At 41.0% G+C, this 15,390-nt stretch carries 12 protein-coding genes; 6 read left to right on the forward strand and 6 right to left on the reverse strand.

Annotated features, from left to right (window positions below; translation table 11 throughout):
- Positions 1–27: 27 nt before the first annotated feature.
- The 3 genes from EHQ64_RS04470 (at position 28) to EHQ64_RS04480 (ending at position 3,436) form a co-directional block, all read left to right on the forward strand.
- On the forward strand, positions 28–1,296 hold the full coding sequence (locus EHQ64_RS04470; protein WP_135648312.1) for a PIN/TRAM domain-containing protein: 1,269 nt from the start codon (positions 28–30) through the stop codon (positions 1,294–1,296).
- A 126-nt stretch (positions 1,297–1,422) separates the two neighbouring features.
- Positions 1,423–3,021, forward strand: coding sequence for a phosphoenolpyruvate carboxykinase (ATP) (gene pckA, locus EHQ64_RS04475; RefSeq protein ID WP_135648313.1), 1,599 nt, complete (start codon positions 1,423–1,425; stop codon positions 3,019–3,021).
- A gap of 142 nt (positions 3,022–3,163) precedes the next feature.
- Complete coding sequence (locus EHQ64_RS04480) at positions 3,164–3,436, forward strand: phasin-related domain-containing protein (RefSeq protein WP_135648314.1); 273 nt, start codon at positions 3,164–3,166, stop codon at positions 3,434–3,436.
- A 53-nt stretch (positions 3,437–3,489) separates the two neighbouring features.
- Here the strand turns inward: EHQ64_RS04480 and EHQ64_RS04485 are convergent, their stop codons facing one another.
- The 4 genes from EHQ64_RS04485 to EHQ64_RS04500 form a co-directional block, all read right to left on the reverse strand.
- Entirely contained in the window at positions 3,490–4,206 is a 717-nt protein-coding gene (locus tag EHQ64_RS04485) for a hypothetical protein (RefSeq protein ID WP_135648315.1), read from the reverse strand.
- A complete protein-coding gene (locus EHQ64_RS04490; RefSeq protein WP_135648316.1) occupies positions 4,206–6,044 on the reverse strand; it encodes a CHAT domain-containing protein in 1,839 nt (612 codons plus the stop codon). The genes EHQ64_RS04485 and EHQ64_RS04490 overlap by 1 nt, the downstream gene beginning before the upstream one ends.
- 78 nt (positions 6,045–6,122) lie before the next feature.
- A complete protein-coding gene (locus EHQ64_RS04495) occupies positions 6,123–6,863 on the reverse strand; it encodes a hypothetical protein (protein ID WP_135648317.1) in 741 nt (246 codons plus the stop codon).
- A 39-nt stretch (positions 6,864–6,902) separates the two neighbouring features.
- Positions 6,903–7,808 carry a sigma-70 family RNA polymerase sigma factor gene (locus EHQ64_RS04500; protein WP_135648318.1) on the reverse strand — a complete coding sequence of 302 codons (906 nt, stop codon included), beginning with the start codon at positions 7,806–7,808 and terminating at the stop codon, positions 6,903–6,905.
- A gap of 34 nt (positions 7,809–7,842) precedes the next feature.
- Between EHQ64_RS04500 and EHQ64_RS04505 the strand changes: the two genes are divergently transcribed.
- The 3 genes from EHQ64_RS04505 to EHQ64_RS04515 all read left to right on the forward strand — a co-directional run bounded on the left by EHQ64_RS04505 (position 7,843) and on the right by EHQ64_RS04515 (position 10,963).
- Entirely contained in the window at positions 7,843–8,751 is a 909-nt protein-coding gene (locus EHQ64_RS04505; protein ID WP_167882353.1) for a M23 family metallopeptidase, read from the forward strand.
- A gap of 150 nt (positions 8,752–8,901) precedes the next feature.
- Positions 8,902–9,702, forward strand: a complete 801-nt coding sequence (locus EHQ64_RS04510) for a prohibitin family protein (RefSeq protein WP_135648320.1) — start codon at positions 8,902–8,904, stop codon at positions 9,700–9,702.
- Between the two features lie 196 nt (positions 9,703–9,898).
- Positions 9,899–10,963, forward strand: coding sequence for a histidine kinase dimerization/phosphoacceptor domain -containing protein (locus EHQ64_RS04515; RefSeq protein ID WP_135648321.1), 1,065 nt, complete (start codon positions 9,899–9,901; stop codon positions 10,961–10,963).
- An 11-nt stretch (positions 10,964–10,974) separates the two neighbouring features.
- Here the strand turns inward: EHQ64_RS04515 and EHQ64_RS04520 are convergent, their stop codons facing one another.
- Both EHQ64_RS04520 and dnaE read right to left on the reverse strand, forming a co-directional pair.
- The gene (locus EHQ64_RS04520; protein WP_135648322.1) at positions 10,975–11,496 is read right to left on the reverse strand and encodes a GNAT family N-acetyltransferase; all 522 of its coding nucleotides are present in this window, start codon (positions 11,494–11,496) and stop codon (positions 10,975–10,977) included.
- Between the two features lie 28 nt (positions 11,497–11,524).
- Entirely contained in the window at positions 11,525–15,046 is a 3,522-nt protein-coding gene (gene dnaE, locus EHQ64_RS04525) for a DNA polymerase III subunit alpha (protein WP_210410819.1), read from the reverse strand.
- Positions 15,047–15,390: the final 344 nt, after the last annotated feature.

Raw genomic sequence — 15,390 nt, forward strand, 5'->3', positions numbered from 1 at the left:
CGAATCTTATTTAAAAGGATTTGAGTTATGGCGTATTTTTATAAAGGTCTAACGGCCGTCCTACTCTCCTTAGTGTCGTTCTTTGTAACGCAAAAACAAACTCAAGAGTTTGTATTCTCAGGCTCCAGTGCAGGGCTTGTACTCGTAATTTCTCTCGTACTTTTGTTCGGTGAAACTAAACTATTTCCAAAACTTCGCGGTGACGTAATTTTTTGTGTAGGTGTGGGTGCGTTATTAGGATTCGCCCTAGCATGGTTTATCGGTACTATCATTCGTTTCGAGGAATTGAATTTAGCATTGTACCTTATCTTAGGTCTATTCGGTGCTAGAGCTGGAAAATCTTTCGCAAAAGAACCGGGCCTTTCCGTATTCGGAGGCGGCGGTGGAGGATCTACTTCTCTAGTGGATCCATTCGGAGTTGCCTCTATCGGAAAAGAAGAAGTCAGGGACAAGATCCTAGACACTTCAGTTGTTATCGACGGAAGAATATTAGATATTGCTGATACACATTTTATCGATGGTCCTCTGATTCTCCCGAACTTCGTGTTGAGAGAGATCCAGTTGATCAGCGATTCTTCCGATCCGATCAAAAGAGCAAGAGGACGTCGCGGTCTGGAGATGTTGAATAAACTCCAGAGAAAAGGTTCCATCGAAGTTAAGATCACTTATAAGGATTATTCCGACACTCGTGAAGTGGATGCTAAGTTGATCAAACTCGCTCGTGATACCGGTGGAAAGATCGTGACTAACGACTTCAACTTGAACAAGGTTGCAGAACTCCAAGGTGTAAAAGTCCTGAACTTAAACACATTAGCGAACGCACTTAAACCAGTTGTTCTTCCTGGCGAAGAACTTGCGATCCAAGTCATCAAAGAAGGCAAAGACGAGAACCAAGGTATCGGTTATTTAGAAGACGGAACCATGGTTGTGATCGAGAACGGAGGCCATCTAGTTGGAAAAGAAGTGAAGGTTACCGTAACTTCTATCATCCAAACTGCAGCCGGAAAAATGATCTTCACCAAAGCTAACGGCAACGGTGGAGGCGGAAGTTTTGATAAGGGCGATAGAGCCCCAGAAAAAGAGAATCGCGGAAAAGGCGATCGCGGTGGAGAAGATCGTGGAAACAGATACGATCGTCAGGACCGAGGCGGCGAGGAAAGAGGAAATCGTAAAGATTACCAAAACAAAAATCAAAATCGCGGAAACTATCAAGATAGAGGCGATAAAAACGAGAATAGAGGGGATGATTTTGGAAACCGTAAGGACTTCCAAGATCAGCAGCAACAGCAGCAATAACCTGGTTCTTAAGAGACAGAATCCGGGTCTGGATTTAAGATTTGCATCTATATTCGACCCGGTTCCGAATTGACGGTATCCGGAACCAAAAAAAAATTGAAATACGATCTCAATAAGGAGAGCCAAATGCAGGCCCAAGCGCAAGTGAAGGGACTGAAGGAGCTCGGTATAGAGCCCTCCGAAGTCTTCCATAACCTTTCATACGACGAAATTTTCGAACACGAAAAGAATAACGGGGAAACCGTTCTTTCCTCTAACGGAACCATGATGGTGGATACCGGTATTTTCACCGGACGTTCTCCGAAGGATAAATACTTCGTAGACGAACCTTCTTCCAACAAGAACATCTGGTGGTCTCATATCAACTTTAAAGCTTCCGAAGCGGTATTCGAAGAGCTTTATCAAAAATGTGTAAATTACTTGAGCGGAAAAAAACTCTACGTATTCGACGGATACGCAGGAGCAAACCCTGAGACCAGAATTGGCCTTCGTGTAGTTTCCGAAAAAGCATGGCAGCACCATTTCTGTACCAACATGTTCCTTCGCCCTAGCAAGGAAGAGTTGGCAAATCTTCTTCCTGAATTCACTATCATCAACGCTTGTGGAGTGAAGAACGAGAAATACAAAGAGCATGGCCTGAACTCGGAAGTATTCGTGATCTTCAACCTTGCAAAAAAACTCTGCATCATCGGCGGGACCGAATACGGCGGAGAGATGAAGAAGGGAATTTTCTCAGTAATGAACTACAAGTTGCCATTACAGGGAATCGTTTCTATGCATTGTTCCGCAAATATCGGAAACAAAGACGGAGACACTGCTCTTTTCTTCGGACTTTCAGGAACCGGTAAAACGACTCTTTCTACCGACCCGAACAGAAAACTGATCGGAGACGATGAGCACGGTTGGGACGATAACGGAATTTTCAATATCGAAGGCGGTTGTTACGCGAAAGTAATCAACTTAGATCCTAAGACAGAGCCTGAAATTTTCGAAGCGATCAAAAGAGATGCTCTTTTAGAGAACGTAGTTTACGACGAAAAAACGAAAGTTGTAGATTATACTTCCGCTGCTAAAACCGAAAACACAAGAGTTTCCTACCCGATCTATCATATCAAAAACATCCAAGTTCCTTCCAAAGGTGGCCACCCTAAAGTGATCATCTTCTTGACTTACGATGCATTCGGAGTTCTTCCTCCAGTTTCTCGTCTGTCAATCGAACAAGCGATGTATCACTTCCTTTCCGGTTACACTGCGAAAGTTGCAGGAACTGAAAGAGGTGTTAAAGAACCTACCGCTACTTTCTCCGCTTGTTTCGGAGCTGCATTCATGACTCTTCACCCAACTGTTTATGCACAGTTATTAGGTGAAAAGATGCGTAAACATAATGTTCGCGCATATATGATGAATACAGGACTTGTTGGTGGAGCTTACGGAACAGGTAAGAGGATGAATCTTCCTGCGACTCGTAAGATTATCGACGAGATCATGAACGGAAACATCGATAAGGCTGAATTCGTGAAGCACCCGATTTTCCAAGTGGAATACCCTAAAACTGTAGAAGGTGTGGATAGCTCCATTCTGGATCCTCGCGAAGCTTGGACTGATAAGGCTGCTTACGATGAGTCCTCTAAAAAACTTGCAGGCATGTTTATTGAGAACTTCAAAAAATATGTCGAAGGTTCCAAAGATTTCGACTTCACTGCTTTCGGACCTCAAATCGGTTAATTAAGCGAATCAGTCGAATTTCTCTCAAAAGGAGTAAGTGGGATTTCCCCTTACTCCTTTTTTATGCCTTCACAAGGGGGAAGTTCTTGACAAATCTTTGTGCGCCGCATAATCATCATACTATAAATAGGGATCGAGAAGCATGGAAAAGGAAATCAAAGAAGCGCTGAATTTTGCGATCGGAGCTGCAAAAACTTTAAGAGAGCAAGCGGACAGTATTCTTCTAAAAGTGGAAAAAGAATTTAAGGAACTTTCTGCAAAGGGTTCCCAGGACCAAAGCGAAGTCGCTAATAACCTCAGAAAGTATATCGAAGACGCGTTACGCTCTGTTGAAGGACTTGCCGGTCAGGTGAATAATAAAGTGGAAGAAGCTAAAAAAGAATTCGGTAAAAAAAATTCTAACGGCGCCGGCTGAGAATCTTCCTTCGTTTATTCCTTCCTAAAACTATCTTAGTAAATTTTAAAACTTCAAAGCCTGGGATCATACGATTCCAGGCCCAACCATTTCGCTAATCTTTCTTTATAAGAGATCGGCGGAGGGCTTTCCATATCCAATTCGAAGGAAGTATTCCAAAGAGAAATTCCCTGATCGAATTTGATCTTTAGGAATTTCAGAATTGTTTCTTTTTCCTTTCCGAACCAGTCCGAACTCGGGATCCCTTTTTCCGTAAGATACCCTTCTAATAGATCGATGGTCCTATAATCTGAAGCGAGTGAAGAATAGGAAAAAGAGTCATCCGCAAATTCAGAGAAAACATTCTCCCATTCTTCCGCAAAATTCCTTTCTTTGTTCCTACAATCATATGCCTGACAGATAGAAGCACCGTAAAAGGAATAATTTTGACTACGAGAATCTCCCGAATACACCGGATGGATCATACATCCGATCCTACTTCTAACTTTGATCTCGGAAGAAGGCTCTTTTACTTCTTCCGTAAGCATTCCTAAAAACGGGCAATTGTATGTAAGTGGATCTTTTTTAATGAAGTTTTTTTCCGCGTCTTCTCTGACCTTTCTGAATTCGGCCATTGTATAAGGTTTTGCAAAGTCGACGGACTCTTGGAAAGTTTCGGTTCTTTCTTTCAGTAGAGCTCTGAACTGTTCCGGTTTTAATTCTAAATTGAATAATCCACAACAGGCTCCGCAGGAAAACGGAACATCTGCGGAAGGTTGGCAAAGACCCACTACAGACCGACTTGAGGTAGATTTCCAGGTTTAGAAGGAAGGAATCCTAAAAACGCGAGTTCTAATTCTTTCGTTTCCGGATTCTCTACAATATTGCAGTTTAAAGGGAAGATCTGCAATCTGTCTTCGTGGAAGACAATTACCTTGCCTCTATACTTTTCGATTTGCTCTCCGATAAAATCTTGTTTGATCATCGGAGCCGCAACAAGAGAAGATTCCGGTTTTAATCCACGGAAGAATAGATGATTATTAGAATTTGTAGAAACTAAGAATATACTGATCCTTTCCAATTCTTCTAATTCCGTTAGAAGGTTTTCAAAATAATATTGGAAGGTGATCAGATAACCGTCTGCGGATTCAGGTTGGATATGGCCTTTTGAATACAGATCTATCCAATTGATCATTTTAGATATCGTATCCTTGTTCGCAAATAAGATCTCAGGCAATTCAGTAATCACGGGGGTGATCTCTAATTTCCGGAAATCATGAAGGCATTGGAAGATCAACTCCCACCATCTCTCCGTATTATAAGCATCGTCCGGATTATTCGGGATATATTTTCCCAAAGAATGATTCTGATGGTCGCTGAATAAGATCCCACCGATCACTTTAGAAAATTCCTCGAAAGCAAAGATCAGACATTCCATCAATTGATAGGAATTGAGAGATTCTTCTTTTTGTCTTTCAGTGAATCTATAATAAGACGCGGCGATCGGATTCGGATAAAATTTAAAAATAAGAGAAGGATTAACGATCTTATGTACCGGTTTTCCTTTTGTAGGATCCGATACGACTCGGATCACCGGTTGGCCATGAAGGCTATAATTAGTCCAAGTAAGATCGCTCGGATCGTAATTTCTTCTAGCATGTTCTTTTGCAAGATAGAGTGATTCACCGATACTTCTGTCTGCAAATAAGTTCGTATAGAATTGGATCGTGAAATCGATCGTATTCTGGTTATCCGCGATCTCCCAATTTGTTCCGATAAAACTTTTGATCCCGGACATCAAAAAGGATCCTGCGAAATTATTCATCAGATCCGAATTCAGATTTCTAGTAGTGCTCTTGTTGGATTGGCAGGAGTTGGAAAACACCATGTCGGTGTTGAAGCCTGAGTTCTTGATCTCTCTGGCTTTTAGGATCTTTCCTTCCGAGATCAACCATCCGTTTTCTAACGGATCATCGGAGAAGTAGAGATGTCCCGAATAATGGATGATGTTCTTTCCTTTGATCAAAGAAAGAAGTTTTAATTTAGTAACTTGGCGTCCGCCTATGAATTCGATCTCTAATCTAGAACTTGGGACCTTCTCACTTAAAACTCTAAAGAGCTGCTCTCCCTCTTTTTGGGCCCATTCCAGATCTTCTGTTGGGTCAGCGATGATAAGCATTCTAAGTTTTTCTTTTTCTTTGAATGCACTGCTGTTCGCTTCTCCCCTTACTGTTTTTCCTATATAAAATTTATCCGAAAGAAAACAAGTGCCGTCGTGTAGGAGTTCCCACGGGATAACTCCTAGTTTCGGGTCTATATTAAAATGAAGAAATTTCTCGGTAGTAAGCCTGAGTTTTTCCTGGATGGCTGAGGGGAAGAATTGATCGTAGAATGTTTCGCCCAGGATCTTAAGATCATGAAGGATATCTGTTTCGAGAGTTGGCTTTTGTACGGATTTCTGGTGAATCGCTACGGAAACCCGTACTAAGTTTTCGATTTCTTTAATATACTCTAGGATCAGATCCTCGTCCATTGTGGACTGAAGATGTGATTCGGACCCGCTACCCGAGCTATCTAGAATATTAAAAACGTTAACAGCACCGACTCTGTCTATGATTAGGTTCAGCATTGGATCTAAAAACTGCGCCTAAAACGATTCCCTCGAGCCGAGACATAAATATCCGGGGAGGGAATTGTAGAAGCGCTCTTAATCCAAAAGGATAAAGAGATCTATTGATTTAGACAAGTCTTTTCCCTGAAACTCTACTGTGTACTTTCCTTCTCTCAGTCCGGAGAAATTTGTGATCCCTTCGGAATTGAATTGGTTGGAAAGAATGAATCTTCCGTCCTTAGAAAGATTTACCCTTTGGAAATCTTCCGGTCTTGGACATTCGATTTTGACACTTAAGTAAGCAGTTTCTTCGGTTTCTTGAACAACTTGGTAAGTGAACTTGCAGTCCTTATCCATTTTTTCTTCAAAAACGATAAACTCGGAAGCAGAAGGCGATTTTGCTACTGCGGAACGCATAGCAGGTGCGTAATCTACTCGAGTATTGATTTGAAGCGTTTCGATCAGGCTTCCGAAGAGTTGTGCTCCGGATTTTCCTAATTTAACGACGATGGATTCTTTTCCTTGTGCCTTACGGGCTAATTCCATCTCCACATATCTTTTCAGATATTCAGGGAATGGTTTTGCCTGCCAGCCTTCGTTTAGTTCGGCCTTATTCAGATCCAGATCCTCTTGAAAGGATTGGAAAGAATGTGAACGTGCTGCGGAATCGAAGTAGGACTCGCCGGCAGTTTTTAGGCTAGCCTGGAGTGCTTCTTCCATTCTGATGAGTTCGTTTTGTAGTTCGGCGTCTTTTTCCAGTTTTGATAATACGTCCGGTTTTCCTTCGAAAAGGGACTGGATGATTTCTGGCACCGAGTTTTCACGGTTGGATTCCATTTGAGTGCGACTCTCCAATAGGTTTTATGACGATTCTTTCTACTCGGACAATTCGGAAAATTTGAGTTTTTTTTGTATTTTTTCGATCAGTCGTAGTAATGTTACGCTCACATTCCCCTCTGTGATCCCTAAAAGGTCGGCTACCTCTCTATAGGGTGTTCTTGCCAGGAAATGGCCTTTTTTACGCTTTTCTAAAAGTTTTTTCCGCTGCTCGTATTTCTTCTTTAACGCTTGGGAAGTTTTATCTATCTCTTGAGGGAGTAATGGTGCCTTCTTTACTGTGGCCGTTTGTTTTTCTTTCAGCTCTAGTATGTTCAGATATAGAGACGTAATTTTGTCTTCCATTCTGATATTTTCTTCTTCTCTTTTGGAAAGTTCGGAACGAAGCCCTAGAATTTTCTTTTTGATCTCTTCCACACCCAGATTCGTTTTTTCAATCAGGAATTGGATCTCTTCTTCATCCAGGTTTAAGTAGTATATATAAGAAAGTTTGAAAATGACCCGTTTTTCTACCCCAATCTCTCCCAGAACTTGGTGGAAATGTTTGGTCAACTCTTGCGCTTCTTCTACCAGATCCGGACGAAGATCGGGCTCGTCTTCGATCGTAGCGTATTCTTTTCCTTCTTTGTTGATCTTTCCAAGATTTGTCATCTTAAGCTCTCGTTTGGTCCTTTGCCAATCGATGAGCATATTACGTAGAACGGAATAGAACCATGTTCTAAAACTTGATTTACCTTTGAAGCTGGAGAATCGTGCTCCGGTTTTCAATCTTTCGAAGGCGTATAAAAAGAAATCCCCTGCGTCGTCCTCGCTTAGGTGGAAAATCTTCATTGGAAAATTGTAAATATCTTCGGAATAAGACTCGAAGAATAACTTGAGGGCAGCCTCGTCTCCTTCCCCACATCGGGTAACTAGGTCGAGGGTTTTATCCTTTGACAAATTCATTCTTTATGTAACCTTGCACCTGAGAGCCAACGATATGAGACGTAGTATATCCCTCGGAATTATCTTGGCCGCGTTCCATCTAAGCACCTTTGCACAAAACGATAAAGTAATAAATTTTCTTTTCCCGGTGAAAACGGACGGAATCGAGAATAAAGTCACCTCCGTATTCGGGGAATCCCGGGGGGACCATTTTCATAACGGAATGGACATAGCGTCTACCGGAGAACCTGTTTTGGCAATGGCAGAAGGTAAAATCCTTTATTCACGGTTTGGTGAGGACGACCCATTTGGAGAAGAATTCGGGACAGGAAATTCCGTTTGGTTGGACCACGGAAATGGGACGTATTCTTCCTACTACCATTTAAAAGACGGTCGTCTGCCTGGTTTACTCGACGAACGCCTAATAGGCGCAGGTGAAAAAATTGCCTACACAGGAAATACGGGTCACTCAAGCGGAGCTCACCTACATTTCGTTTTACTAAAGGACTTTGGAAAAACGATCCAGGATCCTATGAGAGTTCTTCCTGAAGTAGAAGACGAAACTCCACCTGTGATCGGAAATCTTCTCATCCATCAAGACGAATATAAATACAGCCAAGTCAATGACGGGGACAATATTAATATTTCTAGATCTTTCCCAGTTACCGTAGGGATTCAGGACGCAGGAAAAAAATCCGGACAAAGAAGAGGAGTTTCTCAGATCCAAGTCTCTTTGAACGGCCAATTATTAAAGAAGGCAAGCTTCTCCAATTTACATTACGAAAAGGGTGAATGGAAAAACCAGGAAGGTTTTCCTTTTACGGATCTATACTATAAAGATCAATACCTTGTAGGTAATTTGGATTTTAGGAATGGTGAGAATACGATCAAAGTTCTTGCCTGGGATTTTCGACAAAATCTTACCGAAAAAACTTTTACTTTCTACGTAAATCGTATCCGTTAATTTCTTTCCAGCCTATTGTCCGGAATTCAATTTCCCCTCCTATTCTTAAGGAAAGGTGAAATTAGTATTGTGGAAACGGTCCAATCGTTCTCTAATAGATTCCCTTTCTAAAAATCCATATATCGATTTTAAAATCAAAAGGAGAGTCCTATGAGCGAACTTAGTATTCCGAAACTTTCGGAATTCAATTTGAAAAAGATAGTTATATATGCAGTTGTGATCGTATTTCTTTTAGTAGCTAATCCTTTGAAATGTATTAGCTCCGGTCATCGAGGAGTTGTAACCACATTCGGAGCGGTATCCGATCGAGTTTTAGGAGAAGGTTTGAATGTGATCATTCCTTTTACTCAATCTGTCCATTCTATCGATGTTAGATTACAAAAGACAGATGTGAATTCAAGTGCGCCTTCTAAAGATCTACAAGAGATCCATACAAAGATCACTTTGACCTATCACTTGATCCCTCAGAGTGTGAATAAGTTATACCAAGAGATCGGATTGTCTTACGAAGATACTATAGTTGCACCGGCAGTCTTGGAAACTATGAAACATGTTACTGCCCAGTTCACTGCATCCGAACTTGTAACTAAAAGGGATGAGGTTGCCACTCAGATCCAAGATTCCTTAAGAGCAAAACTCACCAAATTCTATATTCAGATAGACGAAGTGTCTATGAAGGATTTCGAATTTTCCAAAACATTCTCCGATTCCATCGAATTGAAACAGAAGGCGGAACAAGACGCATTACGTGCAAAAAATGAATTGGAAAGGGTGAAGGTAGAGGCGGAGCAAAGAGTAGCGGAAGCAAGAGCAGAAGCCGAGGCCCTACGTTTAAAAAGTCAACAGTTGACCCCATTGATGGTAGAAATGGAAAGGATCAAAAAATGGGACGGTAAGTATCCGGATACCTATATGGGTTCGGGAGCAAATACTTTATTCCAAATTAAATAGATTTTATATTAGAGCCGATGGAATTGTCGGCTCTGTTCTTTTCTTAAAACGTTAGTTTTCTTTAATTTTCTCTCAAAATTAGAATATTCAATTTTTCAAAAATTCATATGAGCATGATTCGTTTGTTGCGAATTGGACAAGCCAACCGTCTTATAGTTTATTCAGACTTAGTTTGGTCTGAGATAGGGTACCTCTTATGTTTGAGATCATAGATATTCCTGGATTACATAGAAAAAATTATCTATTGGGGATCACAATCGTAGTAGGTTGTATGTCTTTCGGGATTTTAGGTTTCGAATTTCTAATGGGAAACCATACGTTTCGACCTGGTTATACAGTTGCCGGGATCGCTTCTATTCTATGTGCTTTTTTATTGTATAAGTCTAGATATAAGGAAGCAGTCTATACTTCTTCTCTTCTGTTTTTTCTCGCATTGGGCCTTGGGATAGTTTATGGCCCCGGTGTTAAGAATGCGGCAGTGTGGTTTCCTGTTTTGGTCTTTTTTCAATTGTATTTCTTCAATCGTAAGATGGCGGTTCTTGCGATGTTGTATTGTCTCGGATTATTATTTTGGAAAACGAATGCATTAGTCGGAACTGTCGGAACAGAAGTTTATACTGATTCGATCGCTTCTCTTTGTGTGCTCACTTTGTTCGCGATCCTGATTGGTGCGAATATGGATAAATTGATCTTAGATAAAGACGTTCTGCTCAAAGAACTAAGTCATAGGGTCAAAAATAATATGCAAGTGATCCTAGATATGGTCTCTTTTTTGAAAGACTCGGAACATTCATTTGAAACAAGGAATGTGTTACAGATCTTAGAAAGAAGGATCGTTGCTCTTGCTTCTGTCCATACAGTCTCTCAGAATGCGGAAAATGTACAAAGTGTTTCTATTGGAGAAGTGATGGAAAGTTATCTAAACCGGATCGTTTCCAAATACAAAGCGTTGCCGAATTTGGATCCGGTTGCAAAACATTATCAGCTAGATGTAAAGGAAGCGAATCTTCTTCTTTTGGTTTTAGGAGAGATCGTGTCTGCGGCATCCGAATCTGTTACAAATCATGTAGAAGATCTTCGTATTAGTTTTAGAAATACAGGCCTAAAAACTTTGGAACTACAAGTAGAAGGAGCTAGCTTGGCCGAAGGGGATTGGAGCCGTTTTTCAAGAGGTTTACTCAATCAGTCAGGCGGGGAATTAAAAGTAGATACTAGCGGGAACGGAAAAATTTCTGCAAGTTTCGAAGCTATTCCTAGATAACAGTTCTGCTCTCAAATTGAGATTCTATATAACACATGAGTTCGCAGAGAAGATCCTAATTTTACTCTAGGATGTTCGAATTCGCCCGAGTATTTTAATCCGACACTTTCCATTACTCCTCTGGAAGCATGGTTGATCCTGGATGTGAATGAAACGATTTCTCTCAGATGTAAAGTTTCAAAGCCGAATTTTAAACTCACACTAGCCGCTTCTTTTGCGAATCCCTTTCCCCAGAATGTATGATCCAATCTCCAGCCGATCTCAACAGCCGGAGTAAAGAACGAATTGAAGTTAGTATACATCAACCCGGTAAATCCAATAAAATTTCCCGAAAACTTTTCTTCTAAGGCGAATAGGCCAAATCCATATTTTTCCCAATGATCTTGCATCTTAGAAATCAAGTTTCCGGTTTCTGACTGATTTAAAAGTTTAGGGAAAAACCGCATGACTTGTGGGTTTGAATTCATTTTTGAAAACGGTTCCAAGTCTTCCTGTTTCCATTTTCTTAATAGTAGGCGGGATGTTTCTAACATCTATTTAGGTGTGAAAGTAACTAAAAACTTAGATCTTAACTGCTTGTTTTGATCCGTTTGTTCCGTACAGACGAAGATTATCCCCGAAACTCTCGTATACTGTTCCGTCCCCTAGTAAACTCACTAATCGGTTCATCAACTCAGGATTTGGTTGTACAGAATAATGATTATGAGCACGGATCACTTTTTTCTCTTCGTCTCCGGAGATTAAGTGGAAATAAACTTGAGAATTGCCCTGATAAGCTGCTAGCAATGTATGAAGCTGACCGATGATATCTGGCATTTTTTTATGACGATCTTCTAATCGAATATGAAGGGCCTTCTCCATTTTGTCTTCGATCGTTGCTTCGTTTAGGATCTCGAAATTGTTTACTTTGATCTGTCCTCTAAGCTCGGATTCTCCTGCTTCGATCCGATCTAGATCGCCTTTTAAGAATACAGCTTGGTCTTCTTTGATCAGCTCTTTGAACTTTTGATATGTTTTAGGGAAGGCGACACATTCTATCTCACCGGTCCGATCTTCTAATTTAAAGTTCACAAATTCTTCTTTTTTCTTAGTGAACTTGATCTTTAAGGAAGTGAGAATTCCGGCGACTTCTACTTTTGTTCCGGCCTTGATATTGTCCAAGGTTTCGATTGGAACTGAATTTAGGCTTTTTAAATGTCCTTTGTATTTATCTAGAGGGTGACCCGAAAGGAATATGCCTGTGACAGCTTTTTCTCGTTTGAGCCTGTCTTCCATTTCCCATTCGTCTGCGTCTTTAGGAAGCTTTAATTCGTATGTAAGACCACTGTCGCCGAATAGAGAGAATTGGCCTTCCTTGGATCTTTCTTGTTCCTTTTGCGCAAAGGAAACCAAACTATCCATGGATTCGAATAAACATTTTCTAGTGTATCCGAAAGAATCTAACGCTCCACCTTGTACTAAAGCTTCTAAGATCTTCTTGTTCAATACTCTTGTGTCGATATTGATCATGAACTCCGTGATCTCTTTGAAACCGCCCAAATTTTTTCGAGCTTGGATAATATTTTCTGCAGCGCCTTCTCCCACTCCTTTCATTGCGGAAATCCCGAACCGGATCGTTTGATCGTCGATTACGGAGAAGGAAACGTCGGATTCATTCACATCCGGCGTGAGCACGTTGATTCCCATTTCGCGTGCGTTATTGATATATTTTACGATGTCAGTCGTTTTGGAATGATCGCCTGCAAGTAATGCGGCCATATATTCCGTTTGATAATTCGCCTTCATGTAGGCTGTTTGGTAGGTAACTAACGCGTAGGCGACTGAGTGGGATTTATTAAATCCGTAACCACCGAATTTTTCCAACTGATCAAAAAGTTCTTCTGCGAATTTTTTCGCGTGGCCTTGCTTTTGGGCACCTTCGATAAATTTAACACGAAGAGGGTCCATCAGTTCTTTTTTCTTTTTGGCCATGGCCTTACGGAGCATATCCGATTCGCCCATGGTGTATCCACCAACAACGCGAGAGATACTCATTACCTGTTCCTGGTAAACTGTAAGTCCGAATGTTTCTTTTAAGATAACTTCAGTAGAAGCGTGAGGATACGTGACAGGCTTTTTGCCGCTCTTACGTTCCAAATATTCTTCTAACATCCCTGATTCCATCGGACCCGGGCGATACAATGCGATCAAGGCTACGATCTCGTCGAAATTGGAGACCTGACTTCTCGCGACAAGATCTGTGATCCCGGTGGATTCTAACTGGAAGATCCCGAGTGTGTTCGCTTTTCTAAGTAATGCGTAAGTGTTTGCATCATCTAGAGGAATTTTATCTAAATCTAATTCGATCCCTCTTCTCTGTTTTACAAGTTTGATTGCATAGTTTAAGGTCGTTAAGTTTTTCAGACCCAAGATATCCATCTTGATCAAGCCGACGGATTCTAAATTATTTTTTTCGTATTGAGTAACGATGGAGCGGGATCCAGGTCTTTCCTTTTCCGCAACTGTGGAAAGAGGGACAACTTCTTCCAAAGGAAATGGGGAGATGACTACACCGGCAGCATGTCTTCCAGGTTGTCTATGGTTTCCTTCTAAACGTTTAGCAATTGCGAAGATCTTTTTATTGAGATCATCTTTTTCACTGGCTTGTTTTAAGTCGCCGGACATTGCTAACGCTTCGTCGATTGTTATACCAGGTTTACTAGGACAATAGCTTGTGAGTTTATTAGATTCTTCGTAAGGAAGATTCATAACTCGAGCGACGTCTTTTAAGGCAGCTTTAGCTCCAAGAGATCCGAACGTGATGATCTGTCCGACCCTATCTTCTCCATACTTATGGCGAATATAGTTGATCACTTCTTCTCGACGTTCCACGCAGAAGTCTGTATCAATATCCGGCATATCCTTTCTGTCCGGATTTAAAAATCTTTCGAAGAGTAAGTTGAATTGTAACGGCTCTACGTTTGTGATCCCGAGTGCATAGGCTACGATGGAACCTGCAGCAGATCCTCGGCCTGGACCTACCGGAATCCCGGTTTTTTTAGCGTAGTTGATATAATCTTGAACGATTAAGAAGTAACCTGCGAAGTGCATGCTCTTGATCGTATTTAATTCGAACTCTACTCTTTCTTTGATCTCGGAAGTTACTTGTGAATAACGCTGTTTAATCCCTTCCCAAACCAATTTTTCCATAAATCCATATTCATCGAAACCGTCCGGAACGACAAATTCCGGTAAAAGATAATTTCCGAATTTAAGTTTTAGATCTATTTTATCTCTGATTTCTAGGGTGGAATAATATGCTTGAGGAAGTTCAGGGAATAGAGCCTTCATCTCTGCAGGACTTTTCACATAAAAATGTTGGTTGAATCCGAACTCCATTTCGTCTTCGATCGTTTTTCTCATTCCGATCCGAAGTAGAATGTCCTGAGCTTCCTTATCGTCTTTTTTTAGGAAGTGAGAATCGTTTGTAACTACAAGTTTGATCCCTGTCTTTTGCGCGAGATCATAAACACCTTTTGCAACTATATCCTGTTCCGGGATCCCATGGTTTTGGATCTCAAGATAGAAATCTTCCTTGTTGAATATCTCGTTTAGTTTTCCTGCGAGTTGGAAAGATTCGGGAGCTTTTCCTTCTAAAATTTTACGATTCACTTCTCCAGCAAGACAAGCTGTAAGACAAACTAGTCCTTCGCTATTTCTGGCCAGAAGATCGTAATCAATTCTCGCTTTTTTATAAAAACCTTCGGTATAAGATTTACTTGCGAGCTTTATTAGATTTTTATAACCTACTTCGTTTTTAGCGAGAAGGATAAGATGATATGCGTTACCGTCTGCGATCTTAAATTCTTCCGTCTCCGCTTTTCTGTTTGGAGAAACATAGAACTCGCAACCTATGATCGGTTTTACTCCCGCCTTGGTCGCTTCGTTATAGAATTCGATCGCGCCGAACATGTTCCCGTGATCGGTCATAGCAACTGAACTCATGCCGAGTTCCTTTACGTGTTGCATTAACTCTTTGATACGGATCGCCCCGTCGAGCATAGAGTAGGTTGTGTGGAGATGAAGGTGGGCGAAGTCTTCCATACCAAGGGACATAATAGAAAGCGGGACCTAAGTCCGTCAAGTCAGTGATTCGGAAATCTCAAAATCCGGTCCAAGAATTCCGCTTCTAAATGCCAGGATTTTCGGAAGCCTTTCTTTGAGAAATCGGAATGGGAAAAATCTAAAAAAATCAACGGCCTTATCGCTTTAGGTCAATTAAGGGAAGAAGGTCGTACAGCGGATCTCTTTGTAGTAGTTCCTACTACTTTAGAAATACAAATCATTTCAAAAATAAACGAAAGATGAAGAAAGTATAAGAAAGAAAATCGAAACTACGATAATTTAGAAAATCTAAATAGACTAAAAAATGAGAAAATGATCTCTGT

The sequence above is a fragment of the Leptospira sarikeiensis genome (assembly GCF_004769615.1).
In the GTDB taxonomy this organism is placed as follows: domain Bacteria; phylum Spirochaetota; class Leptospiria; order Leptospirales; family Leptospiraceae; genus Leptospira_B; species Leptospira_B sarikeiensis.